This window comes from Blautia sp. BIOML-A1, assembly GCF_009883055.1.
In the GTDB taxonomy this organism is placed as follows: domain Bacteria; phylum Bacillota; class Clostridia; order Lachnospirales; family Lachnospiraceae; genus Blautia_A.
Genome location: NZ_WWVR01000014.1, coordinates 47,222 through 62,009 on the forward strand (window position 1 = coordinate 47,222; position 14,788 = coordinate 62,009).

17 protein-coding genes are annotated in these 14,788 nt (G+C 41.9%); 5 read left to right on the plus strand and 12 right to left on the minus strand.

Features of this window, described 5'->3' with window-relative positions:
- Nucleotides 1-24: 24 nt before the first annotated feature.
- Together GT674_RS08500 and GT674_RS08505 are read right to left on the minus strand one after the other, a co-directional pair.
- Nucleotides 25-1,560, minus strand: coding sequence for a radical SAM protein (locus GT674_RS08500; RefSeq protein WP_161285297.1), 1,536 nt, complete (start codon nucleotides 1,558-1,560; stop codon nucleotides 25-27).
- Nucleotides 1,561-1,898: 338 nt separating this feature from the next.
- Nucleotides 1,899-2,087 carry a hypothetical protein gene (locus GT674_RS08505; protein WP_118197750.1) on the minus strand — a complete coding sequence of 63 codons (189 nt, stop codon included), beginning with the start codon at nucleotides 2,085-2,087 and terminating at the stop codon, nucleotides 1,899-1,901.
- Between the two features lie 305 nt (nucleotides 2,088-2,392).
- Between GT674_RS08505 and GT674_RS08510 the strand changes: the two genes are divergently transcribed.
- From GT674_RS08510 to GT674_RS08525, 4 genes are all read left to right on the plus strand, one after another.
- The gene (locus GT674_RS08510) at nucleotides 2,393-2,668 is read left to right on the plus strand and encodes a hypothetical protein (protein ID WP_161285298.1); all 276 of its coding nucleotides are present in this window, start codon (nucleotides 2,393-2,395) and stop codon (nucleotides 2,666-2,668) included.
- Nucleotides 2,669-2,804: 136 nt separating this feature from the next.
- Nucleotides 2,805-3,641 carry an ArdC family protein gene (locus tag GT674_RS08515; RefSeq protein WP_161285299.1) on the plus strand — a complete coding sequence of 279 codons (837 nt, stop codon included), beginning with the start codon at nucleotides 2,805-2,807 and terminating at the stop codon, nucleotides 3,639-3,641.
- Nucleotides 3,642-3,918: 277 nt separating this feature from the next.
- A complete protein-coding gene (locus tag GT674_RS08520) occupies nucleotides 3,919-4,494 on the plus strand; it encodes a recombinase family protein (RefSeq protein ID WP_161285300.1) in 576 nt (191 codons plus the stop codon).
- Nucleotides 4,481-5,563, plus strand: a complete 1,083-nt coding sequence (locus GT674_RS08525; protein ID WP_161285301.1) for a helix-turn-helix domain-containing protein — start codon at nucleotides 4,481-4,483, stop codon at nucleotides 5,561-5,563. Before GT674_RS08520 ends, GT674_RS08525 begins: the two co-directional genes overlap by 14 nt.
- 233 nt (nucleotides 5,564-5,796) lie before the next feature.
- On the opposite strand, the gene GT674_RS08530 is transcribed toward GT674_RS08525, so the two are convergent.
- Nucleotides 5,797-6,474 (minus strand): zinc ribbon domain-containing protein, encoded by a 678-nt coding sequence (locus tag GT674_RS08530; protein ID WP_161285302.1) that lies wholly within the window; start codon nucleotides 6,472-6,474, stop codon nucleotides 5,797-5,799.
- A gap of 109 nt (nucleotides 6,475-6,583) precedes the next feature.
- Here GT674_RS08530 and GT674_RS08535 point away from each other — a divergent pair, with 109 nt between their 5' ends.
- Nucleotides 6,584-6,760 (plus strand): CopG family transcriptional regulator, encoded by a 177-nt coding sequence (locus GT674_RS08535; RefSeq protein ID WP_118197743.1) that lies wholly within the window; start codon nucleotides 6,584-6,586, stop codon nucleotides 6,758-6,760.
- A gap of 393 nt (nucleotides 6,761-7,153) precedes the next feature.
- Here GT674_RS08535 and GT674_RS08540 read toward each other — a convergent pair whose 3' ends face one another.
- The 9 genes from GT674_RS08540 to GT674_RS08585 form a co-directional block, all read right to left on the minus strand.
- Entirely contained in the window at nucleotides 7,154-8,353 is a 1,200-nt protein-coding gene (locus GT674_RS08540; RefSeq protein ID WP_015552607.1) for a site-specific integrase, read from the minus strand.
- Nucleotides 8,354-8,463: 110 nt separating this feature from the next.
- Nucleotides 8,464-8,697, minus strand: a complete 234-nt coding sequence (locus tag GT674_RS08545; RefSeq protein ID WP_004612442.1) for an excisionase — start codon at nucleotides 8,695-8,697, stop codon at nucleotides 8,464-8,466.
- Nucleotides 8,698-8,938: 241 nt separating this feature from the next.
- Nucleotides 8,939-10,276, minus strand: a complete 1,338-nt coding sequence (locus GT674_RS08555; protein ID WP_161285313.1) for a virulence-associated E family protein — start codon at nucleotides 10,274-10,276, stop codon at nucleotides 8,939-8,941.
- Entirely contained in the window at nucleotides 10,245-10,889 is a 645-nt protein-coding gene (locus tag GT674_RS08560) for a CHC2 zinc finger domain-containing protein (RefSeq protein WP_161285303.1), read from the minus strand. The genes GT674_RS08555 and GT674_RS08560 overlap by 32 nt, the downstream gene beginning before the upstream one ends.
- A gap of 65 nt (nucleotides 10,890-10,954) precedes the next feature.
- Nucleotides 10,955-12,535: a MobQ family relaxase gene (gene mobQ, locus GT674_RS08565; RefSeq protein WP_161285304.1), complete on the minus strand. Its 1,581-nt coding sequence runs from the start codon at nucleotides 12,533-12,535 to the stop codon at nucleotides 10,955-10,957.
- Nucleotides 12,536-12,719: 184 nt separating this feature from the next.
- Nucleotides 12,720-12,941: a DUF4318 domain-containing protein gene (locus GT674_RS08570; protein WP_161285305.1), complete on the minus strand. Its 222-nt coding sequence runs from the start codon at nucleotides 12,939-12,941 to the stop codon at nucleotides 12,720-12,722.
- A 317-nt stretch (nucleotides 12,942-13,258) separates the two neighbouring features.
- Nucleotides 13,259-13,555 (minus strand): DUF3847 domain-containing protein, encoded by a 297-nt coding sequence (locus tag GT674_RS08575; RefSeq protein ID WP_161285306.1) that lies wholly within the window; start codon nucleotides 13,553-13,555, stop codon nucleotides 13,259-13,261.
- Nucleotides 13,548-13,889, minus strand: a complete 342-nt coding sequence (locus GT674_RS08580; RefSeq protein ID WP_161285307.1) for a DeoR family transcriptional regulator — start codon at nucleotides 13,887-13,889, stop codon at nucleotides 13,548-13,550. Before GT674_RS08580 ends, GT674_RS08575 begins: the two co-directional genes overlap by 8 nt.
- The gene (locus tag GT674_RS08585) at nucleotides 13,886-14,074 is read right to left on the minus strand and encodes a hypothetical protein (protein ID WP_002592123.1); all 189 of its coding nucleotides are present in this window, start codon (nucleotides 14,072-14,074) and stop codon (nucleotides 13,886-13,888) included. The genes GT674_RS08580 and GT674_RS08585 overlap by 4 nt, the downstream gene beginning before the upstream one ends.
- Between the last annotated feature and the right edge of the window lie 714 nt (nucleotides 14,075-14,788).

Consider the following 14,788-nt stretch of genomic DNA (forward strand, 5'->3'; position numbering starts at 1 on the left):
ATCGCAATAAATAAAACTAGTATTCTATTTTTCTTGAATATTCAACATGGCATTTATGGTATCACTTGCTTTATATTTTTTTCGGATATCTTCAAGTATCATTTGATGCCGTATTAACTGAATTTTGTCCTCATTACTGGCTCTTCCAGAATAGTATTTAATCCATTTTTCGCTATTGGCATATCTCACACAATCCTTATGTGACCACTGTGGATGTTGCCCACGTACCATTTCTTCATTTTCTTTTAGAAATATTTCTCCATGTTTATCAAAATATCTTTTTTCTTTTTTGAAATGCTCTTCGTTTTCTCCACGTTCTACAATATTAGCCAGTTGGGCAATTATTTTTATAAAGCCGCGAGCCTGTGGTGCTTCTATAGTATTTGCGGTTTTGGCAAGATTCACTAACATTTCTGCTACTTCTGCTTTTTGTCGTTGATATATTCCCTCTTCTCCCAAAAGATGTTTTTCAAAAACTTCATTAATTATTTTTTTGACTCTTAAAACTCCATCTTCTCCAACGTCATCATACCATTCTTTTACAACAGCAATAGCCTCATCATCTGATATACTATATTTAGTCCCGTCCTCCGCAAGATTATTAAAATTATCTACATCCACAGCTCGTACTCGTTCGGAATATCCATTGAGTTTTCTATTTATAAACTTAAACCACTTGACAATAATATCCCCGTCAAGCAAAGTGTCTTTAACAAGCTGTTTGGCAAGCATACAAGCCACGCAATACTCTGCATCTCGATTATGTTCTTTGATTGCATCTATCAAATTTTCACATTCAAGACTAACACCTGTATTGTCTTCCTGTTCAAATTCCATCTGCGAATCTTCTGCATGAAATACACGTCCATAAACAGATACATATGTCGGACACATAATAAGTTCGTCAATTCCATCTTCAAGTCTATAATACTTTCTCACAACACAGTAATGATGTGAATTTTTACTCATGACTTCAATCTTTTTAAACGGCATATATGCTTCAATGTTTTCATTTGCTTCTTCAAGAGATTCTGCTCTTCCTATCGCAAGCGGTATACTACTAATATCATACAAAGCAATTTCCACTAAAGGATACTCCGAAAACACGCTTTTATAGATATCATATGCTTTTTCTGGATTGCCCCCACTTTGTCTATGATATATGTCACTACTTATAGAAATTATAATCTTATGATTTCCATATTCTTGATTGTATGTAATATAATCATAATATTCCTTTATCAAGGTTGACGTCTCTTCCGAAATATCACACCCATTGGTAATAAGTCGAAGTTTATGTAATGCAATATTATTTGCTTTCATTTTTTCCAGAAAATATCTCATCCCCTCTAAATTCATAGTTGGTTCACCGCCAGTAAAAAGTAATGTTCCTATCACACAAACGGATTCCAATAATTTATCTATTATTTTAGGAGACATATTAATGTTCTGTGCATCTCCCCTAAGACAATGTGCACACCGTAATTGACATTTTCTAGTTATTTCAACCAGTAAATGATCTATAGCAATCTTTTCTGTTTTAATAAAACTTTCGCTCATAAATGTTCCTCTCTTCTCTGCTATTTTTTATGTAGGTTCATCTATGCAATAAGTCAAAATATCCATATTCGGTTGTCAAGGTACAATGTGTACGCACTTATTTTTCCAACAAAAAAAGCGTACACCTCACGGACGTATAACCTTTACAGATTTACGTCTTTGAAATATACGCTTGCTAACAGCTAAGCTATGATATGCCCGATTCGGGTATATGAATATTTAATTTATGTCTTAATTATAGCAAAAACACGACCATATGTCAAAATTCAAGAACCTATAACACAATACATAAAATATTGACTATCAATGACATATAAAAGTTTACAAAAATTTAACAATTAGGAGTTTTCCAATAACATATCTATTGCCCTGTTTATGAAAGAATTTACTGATTCATTATTGGCTGCTGCCTTTGCCTTAATAATATCCTTTTTACCGCTTTTTACCATTAAACTGATACGATCATACTTTTCTCTATTAAAGTCATTATTATACTTGTATGCGTCTTTTGCATCCTTATATGCCATTTCTGCGCCCTCCTTTTTTCTGGATTTCGTACATGGGAGATGTACCGACTTGTATATAATATATATCAATTCCACGGAACAAAACCAAAACCACCCCGTGTGTATGCACCTCATCATTTTCTATAGTATTTTACCATTTTTGCACAAATTTATCAAGCATATTACTCAATGTATTTTTTCACAAAATTTATATAATATCATTGTACAATTTGACAGTTGACGGTACATTACTCAATGTGCTATAGTTTAGTCACATCAAACGAAACAACAAATTTTTAGCAAAAGCAAGAAAGGAAATAAAAGTTATGACAACAGCAGAAATTATTGAAAAGATTACCGAGTTGAAAGAACTGGAGGATATGCTCCATGAACTCAATGCAGAAATTGATTCTATTAAAGATTCTCTCAAACATGAATTAAATGAACAGCATTCAGAAGAGCTTATTGCAGGTACGCATATAATCAGATACACAACCGTTATTTCAAACAGATTTAATTCAACAGAATTTAAAAAGGTTATGCCAGAAGTATATAAAGCCTATCTGAAACCTGTTACCTCAAAACGTTTCACCGTTGCGTGAACAGAAAAAAGTCTACACCCCATCGACCAAAACAAAGTGTAGACCTAAGCACAACACTACTACTCAAAGGAGTGAATGCCTATATTGATTATATCGTATTCACTCCATCATATCAAGAGATAAAGGAGAGAATACCATGAAAAACAATGTATACCAGATCGTAACAAATAGAATCATCGAACAGTTAAAACAGGGGGTTATTCCATGGCATAAGCCATGGACAGGTATCAGAACAAAAGCATTCAACAGAATCAGCCGGAAACCCTACAGCTTATTAAATCAGATGCTTCTTAAACATGACGGGGAATACGCCAGTTTTAAACAATGGACTGAATTAGGCGGTAAAATTCGCAAAGGAGAAAAAGCGGAGATAGTCGTATTCTGGAAAATATTGGAGGTTGAAAAGGAAAACAACGACGGTGAACTGGAAAAGAAAACTGTTCCGTATCTTAGATACGTCAGCGTATTCCATATTTCACAGGTGGACGGCGTAAAGCCATTAGAAGAACCTTTCCACGAAGTAGAGCCGATTGCAGATGCCGATAAACTTATACTTGACTATGTTACACGAGAAGCAATCAACTTCAATGAACAAGCAAGTAACGAAGCCTACTACAGCCCTAGCAGAGATACAATTGTCGTTCCAATGAAAGAACAGTATCAACACATCAATGAATACTACTCAACTACATTCCATGAACTAGTACATAGTACAGGACACAAGAACAGATTGAACAGACTTGAAACCACTGCTGTTGCTTCATTCGGAAGTGAAACATATTCCAAAGAAGAATTAGTTGCAGAAATAGGAAGTGCAACGATACTTTCCACATTGGAGATTGAAACAAAGCGAACTTTTACTAACAGCGTTGCATATATCCAGAATTGGTTGAACGTACTTAAGAACGATAATCGCTTTATCATTTCAGCTTCAAGCCAAGCAGAGAAAGCTGTTGACTATATACTTGCTTAATATCTTATGGGCGGTACACCAACCGCCCCACACAGAAAGGAACATACCATGGAAAAGTTTTTTATTTATATTGGTGTCTGTGTTATCTCTACACTTTTTCCTCCACTGGGATTAGTTGCCCTCTATCTTGCAGATAAGTATTGCAGATAAAACAGACTACACCGTAATTTGACATTATTCCATGCAGATAATTCTGTAAAATCAACATTGCTTTTCGCTATCTTTTACAATCTGCATGGTATGTCATGATTTCAATTTTACAAAGGAGCATTTCACTATGAACATTGCATATATCAGAGTTTCCACCGTGGAACAGAACGAACAACGACAAATCGAAGCAATGAAACCATTTACCATTGAGAAATGGTTCATTGAAAAGATTTCAGCAAAAGATACAAACCGCCCAAAATTACAGGAACTTCTGGAATTTGCACGGGAGGGAGATACAATTCATGTACATGATTTTTCAAGGTTAGCACGTTCTACCAAAGACCTTTTGGATATTGTAGAACAGCTTACACAGAAAAATATTTATCTTGTCAGCAATAAAGAAAATATCGACACTTCCACCCCTACGGGGAAGTTGATGCTAACCATGATTGGCGCAATCAATGAATTTGAAAGATACAATCTTTTGGAACGTCAACGTGAGGGAATAGCTATAGCAAAAAGGAATGGGAAATATACAGGGGGAAAACGAAAAAACGTTCCTAATTTTGAAAACGGATATCAGCGTTATTTACGTCGGGAAATATCCAAAGTAGCACTTGCAAAAGAATTAAGAATCAGCAGACCAACACTTGACAAACTTATCAAGGAATACAAGGAGGAACACACTAATGCAAACAAATAATTTTCAAGAATTGATTAAGGAGTACGAAGCACATTGCCAGAACACCTCAACGCAAGAATATACTGATATTCTGTATGAATTATCATTTTCTATAGCTTGTGCCGTTTTAAAAATAGCTGTACTTAAAACAGGCAATCCGCAACTTGCAGATTTAAAATCCGAATTATGTAAAGATTATTCAACTTTAAGACTGGTTAACTCTGGTACAGTAACTGATTCACGTGATCTTGAATATTTAATACGCAACCCACTAGGAGACGGAATGGACTTAGTTCACACGGCATCTGCAACACTTATAAATCAGACAAAGCAACATGGAAATATTGTGGAATTTATGGAATCCCCATACAAAGAACGTCGATTGAAGAAGAAAGTCTGGATAAAAAAAGCAGACAGCGTTAACGGTTGGGAAACTGTAGAAACCACTCCTATACAAGAAGTTTACAAATCTGTTAGGCGTGAGATAGAAAACAGCCGAGCAATGAGCACAGACGCAAGGAACGGATATACATATTTAGAAGAAATAGCACAGGATGGCGAAACAGGCGAGAAAACACAGGTATATAAACGCTTAATCAAATATGCTGATCTAGGTGGCTGTGCTATGGTTTCCCCCTATGACAGTGTTGAAAATACGGTATTAAATCACAGTATTGGAAGACAAGGTACACTATATAGCGCGGATATTTCTACAGCGCAAAATATAGACCAGATGATAGAATGTTTGTCACTTACACAAAAACAATCCGTGATTCTACATTTACGATTAAGTGGATATGGTTTTAAAGCTATATCAACATACCTTGGTATTACATCCGAAGCCGCACGAAGTACAATGAAAGGTGTACAGAAAAAGGCAATATCTGCATTGCAATTACCAGATTACCTTATTGAACAACTGCAAACGGTAAATCATAATAACAAATTAACCAACAATGACAAGGCGACTATCAAGCAAATGTTTGATGACGGTTATACAATGGCTTATATTGCCGAACAATTCAATGTTTCCAAAATGACAATCAGCCGTGTTATAAATGGTCGGAAAGACAGGCAGGTAGGGAAGTAGCATGTACATTCATGTTGATACAATCGAACAATACAAAGTTCTGCAATATATTAAACGGCACTTTTTCATGGATAAAATAACCATAACCAAAATCAATCAAACCTCTCTCTGCGTTACCGACTATACCAATGAATGCTTGATATTCAGATACTTTAACGGAACAATAATCACACATGAAGCAAAAAACAGGGGATTTTAACCGCCCCTGTTTTTCTTTCTTTAAAATAAGCATATTACCACATATGTTTACACCGATTACATTTATACTGTTTTCCTATTGTGGATGAAGCTACGCCTAAAGTAGCCGTTGACACTGCCCTATTAGTAACCGTTATTCTCTTAGTATTTTTACTTCCACAATTCGGGCATTTAGGGTGCTGAGCATCTTGCAATTCCTGTTGTTTTTTTGCCAACTCTGCCGCCCTGACCTTGCGTTCTTCAACTTTCTTCTCATAACTATCTACGCTTTGTTTTACTAGTGTAAGGTCTTCACGTGCTTGATTTTTTGCATAGATAGTAACAATCCAGGCTATTCCACAAAAGAATGTTGCAAAACCACAGAACAGTATTGCAAACCCCAGATCACCGTTCTCACTGTAATTCCAACTCAAAACCGTTAAGACAGCAAAAAGCAATGTTAAAATTGCCAGAACAGGAATTGTTCTTGTATTGCCTTTTATCTGCATTTCCAATTTTGTAACGGCATCTCTCTGACGTTGTTCTTCTGTAGCCTTTTTTTGCCGTTCTTCTAAAATTCTCTTTTCATTTTCTGCTTTCAATCTAGCCTGTTTAGCTTCTTCTTCCCTTACTCTTTGATAATGGTTCTTTATTGCATAACCACAATTAGGACAAGCTTCTGCGGTATCGGAAACATTTTCTCTTCCGCATTCTGGACATTTTACCAGTGCCATACACTGCCTCCTGTGTATTCGTATTTTAATATCGTTTTAGTATTCGTTTTCTGAATATATATTATCATATCAAAATAAACTACAATTATCAAGAGAGGTGGTGCATAAATTGGAAAAATTCATTGCTTACAAACCAGAAAAAGAAGTAATATCTTTACGCATTCCAATAGAAATATTAAGAGACATAGATAATAAATCAGCAACCATTGGCATCAGCCGAAATGAAATGATTAATCAGATGATAGTTTATGCCCTTAGAAACATGGACGACACTTTATCAGAATAATAGCGGATAAAAAAAAGAGGACTGATTTTTCAGTCCAATTTTTGTATACGCTATATGATTATTAAATGTTATGTCACTTCTTTTCACAATTTCATTGGTACAAAACTGGTACAAATATAAGTTGTTCTCACAGATAACTCCATGATATACAGAACTTTAGAGATTAAAACAAACTACTGCCGTGGCAAATAAAAAGTATTTTTATCATCTTTTTATATCTCCATTTAAGTCTTGTATTTCTTCTCAAACACTTGATATTTCAGGGTTTTCCGACTTTTGAATTTTCCTTTCTTTTTAAGGTATCTTCTCAAATCTTCTCGTATTTTCTTATGTTTTTCCCTGCAATCTTGGTAAATCCGTTGGTAAAGCAAGCGTCCTTACCAACGGGCTTTTTTAACTATTCGCTATCCGATATACTTCTTCCTTTGCATCATCAAAATTTACATGGGTGTAAGTGTTCAAGGTTACACTGATGTCTGCGTGACCCATGATATACTGCAAGGTTTTTGGATTCATCCCGGATTTTGCCATATTAGAGCAAAAGGTGTGCCTGCATACATGAGGGGTAACTTTCGGCATCTGGATACGGTAAATTTTATTGTATTTCTGAATGATATGCTCCAGATACTTCTCCCAATGAAGGGCAACCATCGGCATATCGTTTTTATCCAGAAACAAAAATCCGGCATATCCTTCCACCATCGGCTCAACCTTTGGCGTCTTTCGGTTGGCAATGATTCTGCGAAAACACGCTGCAACAGCTTCTGTCATCGGTACATATCGAATACCTTTGTCTGTTTTCGGTTCTTCGATCACATACTGCATCTGTGCAGTACGCTGTAGCTGATGGTCTACCTTGATACGCATTTCTCCATACTCAATTTCTGAAACTGTCAGCCCACAGAACTCTGAGATACGAAGCCCTGTGTGAAAAAGAATATAGATTGCATCATAGTATCTGCTGAAATGCTTATCTTCCTGAATAAACTTCAGCAAATCTCTCTGCTGCTTTCGGGTAATCGCTTCTCTGGTAACAGAATCATTGACAATGACGGATGCAAGCTCAAATTCAAATGGATTTTTACGAAGCAGGTCATCATCGACTGCCATCTGAAATGCCGGTCTTAGAACTCCCCGGATAGAATGAATGGAACTGTATCCCCGTCCATCAATCTGCTGGAGCTTAATCAACCATGCCTTTGCATCTGACAAACGCACCTTATCAATTCGCAGATTCCCAAAACTCTCTTTTTTCAGCATATTGATGACCGTTTTATATCCGGCAACCGTATTGTGACGAACTCCTGTTTTCAATGAAACATATTTTTCTACCAGTTCCAAAACAGTATAGTTGCCGCCGTTTGTTACGATACGGTCAAACAAATCCGCTTCAATCTGTTTTTCTTTCTCACGCAGGGAAGGCTCCCGCTTCTTCCCTTTTGGCATTGGGTCATTCTTGTCCAAACGCCAACTGTATACATTTTTCTCTTTTCCGTCCTCATCAATATAGCGGAACCGATACCTCCCATCTTTACGCTGGTACTCGCCCTCTCGCAAAATCCGATTACGGTTATCTCGTCTTTTCTCACTCATCGTGAACTCTCCTTTCAAAAAAGAGAGCCAGACTTGCGCTCTTATCATAGCACAAATCCAGCTCTCCGCATAGTTATATCATGTGAAATCGGTAAATCTGTCAGCTCTGTTTACACAGCAGTAGCCTGATCCAGATACCTCTCAAATTTCTCACGCTTAATGAGGGCACGATTGCCGTTCATCACATAAAAATCCTCATTGGGATGTGTGTCAATAAGCGTTCTCAATTTTCCTTCGCCGATATGATAATATCTGGCTGCTTCCTCAATGGTAAGCGTATATCTACGCCACACCGGAACATCCGAGTAATTTTTTCCTTCAATATTCATCTTATTATTCGCCATAGGCAGTTATCCTCCATACATGAAAATAGCCAGACAGAGGGTGTCGGCAACGAAGTCCGGCAACGGGCTTCAAAAGACCTTGCAAACAATCTCAATCTGGCACTACTTACTATTTATACTTTTCTTTTATTTTTCTGTTGTTTTGGTTGTTATAAGGGAGAAAAGCTAATAGTTTCGGGGTTTTCCCCGGCAACCGGCGCGGCAACGGGATAGCAACAGGGGATGCAACGGGCTGTCATTTTCAGAATGGAAGCTCCATCTGTTCTGTGACCTCCACAAAACCGTCCATCGTTTTTTCAGACGGGTTGCCGGAGTCCGTTGCCGGGTTTTCACGCTCCCAGCCCTTTTGTCTGCCATATTCGGAAAACATTCTTGGATTCGGGAAGTACCGCCAGCCAGTAATGCACTGGTTCATAATCTCGTTGATTTCCCGGATTTCCCATTGCTTCGGCTCGTCAAAGGCATGGTTCAAGGCTTCCTTGTAGAGCTGCTTGGAACAGACCATGCTCCCGGTGTACTTATCAAGATACGCCTGTATCATTCCGGCTTTGGTGTCCTCCGGCATAAAATCCCGCTGGTGTTCTTTGAGATACCGCTGCATGGTGGGGCTGAAAGCCAGCTTGAACCTGCCGCTTCGGTAAATCTCCATCGCTTCCGCCCACATCTGCTCGATATAGGCTCTGGAAGCAGCTTCGTCCTCCAAAATGTGAACCTCGACTTGCTCCGGGTACACCATGACGGGAATAAAGCGACGGTTGCCGGAACGGTCAAGGGGCAGGAAGTCAAGGGCATTGGAAGTGCCGCCAAACACGCACTGACGGGGGCGGTCTGCCGGGTGGGTTTCATAAGGTATCTTGTAGACCTCTTTCTGCCGGCTTAAAAATGACTTGATTTCCTCAATGCTCTTGGCATTGGCGGTTGCCATCATTTCTGACATTTCAATAATCCAGTGACCTTGCAGCTTGCGGTACACATTGTCATCGTCCAGCTTCCGCAAATCATCGGAGAACCACTCATCCCGGACTGCCAGCAGACGGAAGAAGGTGGACTTGCCAGCCCCCTGACCGCCTACCAGACAGAGCATGATTTCAAATTTGCATCCCGGCTGAAAGGCTCGTGAGATTGCACCCAGCAGGAACAGCTTCAACGCTTCATAGGTGTAATCGTCTGCGTCAGCCCCCAGAAAGTGCCGCAGACAGAAACGGATTCGTTCTGTCCCATCCCACACCAGGGTATTGAGATAGTCCCGGATGGGGTGGTACTTGTTTTCATTCGCCACAATCCCGATGGCGTTATCAATCTTTTTCTCATTGGTAAGCCCATAGGTTTCTTCCAGATAAAGAAGCAGATACTTCATATCCGTATCGTTCAGGGCGGTGCTTTCTCTTTGAAAACCGATGGGCTTTATGATGTCCTTGCGGTCGGTCAGGATGTTGTATGCGATAGCCCCGGAAAGCAGCGGGTCACGCTGGAATACGGTCAGGCAGTTCCGTATGCTCTGACGGACACCGCCTTTCTCGGTGGTTTCCAGTCCCGCCTTGATTTCCTCAACGCTCTGTGGCGGCTGCATGGCGTTCATGGTGTTTTTTAGTTCTTGCTGCGTCTGCGGCTGCAAGCTCTGCCATTCGCTGTTCAAGCTGTATCACATCCTTTCCGTAGTCCGTAATCAAAGCCGCTTTTTCCTCTGTTTCCCCGAACAGAAGCACATCCAGCAGATATTCCACTTGGGCTTGCTTCTGTAAGGCTTCCACAAACCGGGGATGAAAGGCTTCCTCCGGGGAGTGCGGGACATAATCCTTTCTCCATGCCCGAAGCAGATGGAGATAATCGGCAAGAATACGGAAGCAGCGGTTCTTTGCTTCCTGAAACTGTTCCTCCGGGGATTTCTGCCGGGGCTTGGGCTTTTTTGCCTTTCCCGGCGGCTTCCAGTCCTCATAGGAAAGCCCGAAGTCATTTGCCAGTTGTATGGCGGCTTGTTTCTTTCCCAGCCCATACAGGGCGGCGGCAAAATCAATCACATCCCCATCTGCACCGCAGCCGAAGCAGTGGTAACGCCGATCCAGCTTCATGCTTGGGGTTTTATCGTGATGGAACGGGCAGCAAGCCATCCCGTTCCGACCTACATGGATTCCATAATGCTCCGCAGCCTGTCTTGTTGTGACGGACTGCTTCACAGCTTCAAATACATTCAAATCTATCCCTCCTTGAAAATAAGAAAAGCACCTGACATTCTCTGCTTGAAAATGGCAAGTGCCTGTTAAAGTTCCATATCCTGTTGTCTGTGTTTCGTCTGCGCCGGGGCGGTTTTTTGTGCTTTTTTCTCGTCAGCCTTATCCTGCAAGACTTCCTTGATAAGCTGCTTCCTGGGCGACTCTTTGCTTTCCTCTGTGCCGGGTGTGGCTTTCCGTACCCAGTAGCGGATGTCCCGCAGCTTCTTCAAATCCTCCTGTACCCCGGTCAGCGGTACTTTCAGCTCTGCGATTTCGCTAAGAAGCGTTTCATGCTCCTGTTGTAACTCATTTTTCGTTTTATCCTTATCGTCCGGGTGCTTGGCAAGATAGGCGGCGGCTTTCGCATATCGGGCAACCTCCGGGTGTTCCTGTTTGAATGTTTCCTTTGTTTTCTTGAAAAATATCTTCTGGTACTTCTCATAGACAGGCTTACATTCCTTGCAGTCTGTCCGGCTGGCAAGAATCCCGTCAATCACTTTGCTGCGGGCTTCCTTTGGCTTCATCTGACTGCGGTAATCGGCGGCTGATTTCCCGAAAGATTCCAGAAATGCTTCTAAGTCCTCCACAGTGGAAAGCCCCTTTTGCTGGAGATAAGACAGGGCTTCGCTGACTGCCTTTAAGTCCTGTGAAGTCCCCCGGTTCTGTCCAGCCCTTGTCCAGTCCTTCCGTTCTTCCTTTCGTATCTCCATATATTTCATCAGCAGATTGGGAAGAAGTGTCGCTTCCTCCGCCGCTTTTTGTGCAAGCAGCTCTTTCCGTTTTTCGCCCAGCTCGGTAATCCAGCCTTTGAGGTTTTGGATAAGCTGCCGGATGGACTTCATTAAGCTGTTGGCGGCTTTGATTTCCCGGTTCAGGTTGCCGATATTCGTCTGGATACCACGCTTTTCCATCTGCCGGACAGCCGCCCCCTCATAGACAGTAGGGATAATATCAAGCCCCTGTCTGGCATAGGAACGCAAGTCCACACGCTCCGGGCGGTCATTGGCTTCCAGATAGCGGTTCTGGATGACCTCCCATTCATGCCGCCAGATTTCGCAATACTTCTGGTCGTTCCAGTCCACCGTATCCTCCTTGTGGCTTTTCCATCTGCCTGATGGCAGCTTTATCCGTTCCCCATTCTCGTCAAGGTCATAAACCTTACAGCTCTTAGGAAGCCATTTCCCATGTTCGTCCATTGCCCGCATGGTCAGCAGGACATGGGCGTGGGGATTATGTCCCGGCGGATGGGGGTCATGGATAGCAAAATCAGCAATCATGCCTTTGGAAACAAACTGCTTCTGGCAAAACTCCCGGACAAGGACAGCGTACTGGTCGGGCGGTATCTCTCTGGGGATGGTAAGCACACACCGCCTTGCAAGCTGGGAGTTCCATTGCTTCTCCACCGCTTCGGCGGCGTTCCATAAGGTATTGCGGTCTGCATATTCCTGTGGGGCATTAGGTGGGAGCAGGATTTCATTGTGGACGATACCACGCTTTTCCGGGTAGTGCTTCACTTGCTGGTCGTATTCACAGAACAGCTTTTCGCCGCTTTGGTAAGCAGCGGCGGCAACCGCAGACTGCTGTTGGCTACGCTGAACAATCGAGATTTCGTTGTGTGGACAGGGCATTTCGTATCCCTCCTTTCTATGCTTGGTGGATGGGGTGGCGTTTTACCACCTCATTTTGGGCAGAAAAAAAGCAGGAGACCTTTTTCAGATTTCCTGCTCGGTGTGCCGCTGTGTAAGCGGCGGGTATTTAGTTGTGAAAGTTCGGGACAAGTTGACCCGATGTGTGTAGAATAACAAACTGGATTTATTTTTCTTTACATTTTATGCCGTAATTTCCCCTACTACCATTTTCGTAGCCCCTATATATTTCATATCTTTTTCCATTTATCTCCACTTCGTCATCGTTAATAAATGTATAAGACTTACCATTTTCTTCACAATACTTTAAAATTGCTTCCATAGTTTTTGCAAGAGTTGGGTAATTGGCACTATCCTCATAAGGAACCCAAAAAGCTTTTTTAAACATATAAAATACCTCCTTCTAATTTGTTAAGTAATCCACGAATTTTCAAAGCGTTATAAAATAATAGTATCATACAGCTTCGCAAAAATCCACTTATAACTTCAAACTTGTCGGCTGGGAACAGCTTGCAACGCAAGGTGTCCCCAGATGGCAAGTCCACAAAAGGGTAGCTGGTGGTAGCCAGCGCAGGGGAAGCGTAGCGTCCCCTGTATGATTTGGAGCAGACCATGACTGCGGAAAATCACAGCCCTCCGGCGAGGAGCCTTCGGAGAACGCAATGCACCAACCTCTGGGTGGTGTATAATTGCGCCCTTAGTAAACTAAGGGGTTTCTGGCTTCTTCCGTTCCAGCAGTTTTTTCAATAATTCCTGCGTGTCCTGCCTGTGAAAAATGATTTTGAGCAACACCTTGACATCATCATCTGTCAGGCGTTCCGGCTCTTGCAGAAAACTTTCCAGCATACCGCCACGGATACAGAGCCGGTGCGTCCGTTCCTTTCGGGTAAGCTGCTTCAACTGGTGCTGCAACGCCTTTTCATCATTGATGGCTTTCCGCAGTTTCTTTTCGCTTTTTTCCAACTCCCGGTTGAGCTTTTCCAGCTTTGAGGTATCAGACAAGGGCAGCGTCCTCCTTTCCCGGTATCAGCACATAAATCCGGTTTGGTTCTCCAATGCCCTGACGCACCCGCATGATAAGTCCGACAGTTTCTAATTCATTCAGAGAACGCTTGACCGTCATGGGACTGCGGGACAGGACTATAGCAATGGCTGTGACAGGGAAGCAGACAAACAGGATTCCGTTCTCGTCCTCCTGTCCTTTGGATAGCATAGCGTCCAGCATCCGGCAGTACATGACCTTTGCGGTGCTGCTGACTGGAAATCCTGTCAACGCTCTTGGAAATGGCATACAGGGTGGCAATGGTGTGTCTATCGTCATAAATTCAAAATTCATTCGGTGTGTTCCTCCTTTTTCTTTGCCCGTTTGGATAAATAACGGGGGCAGTCAACCACAACCGCCCGGAAGCTCTGCCTGCACCCATGCTGGCATTTCCGGCATAATTCGTTGTAAGTGACACGCCCCCGGTCGTTGAGATAAAAAGAAAGCTCATGCTTCCTCTTTTTGCTCATTCTCGGCATATTGCGCTTCCTCTCGTTTTAGTGTATGGTTTCGGGGCGATTTTCGGCAAAATTACGGTCATAGAGCCGCTTAAAATCTCCCGAATTATCAGCGACAGGGTAGACTGTCCCCTTATCAGATTGTCGTGTTTCGGTATCATTTCGGTGCCAGTTCGCCAGTTCTCCCCGGTGTCGTTCCTCCCCTGAATCTCACAGCGGCGTATCGCTCCCTTTGGTATGCTCGTTTCGGTCAGGGTTCCTCCACATCCCTGCCAAAAGTCATGGCACTACATCGCCGGGGAAGCATATCCCACACAGGCTGGTCATTCGATTGGAATAATCCATCGATGAACTACCTGTATCATAGAACATTTTTGTGCCCTATGCCGTATGTCCACAAAGTAGGAATTAGGGGTAAAAATCAGAAATTTCCACGATTGCGGAATTGATATGGTATAATCAATTCAACGGTTATAAATGTTGTCAGAAGGGGGAACTGCTTCAATGAACGGAGCTACTACAATACAGGAACGGCTAAAAGATTTACGATTAAACAAAGGAGTGACATGCTCCCACCATTTAAATCTCTGATTTTGAAGTGGGGGCTTCTTGCTCAATGGCTCTACTGAGCCAAGTATCTACAAGCTATCCTCGCGTGCCCCGCGATTTTTTGCCCGGACACGGGCATATTTCTTACTTATTGTCTTGTCCGGATACGGACAGTTTATGCTGCCA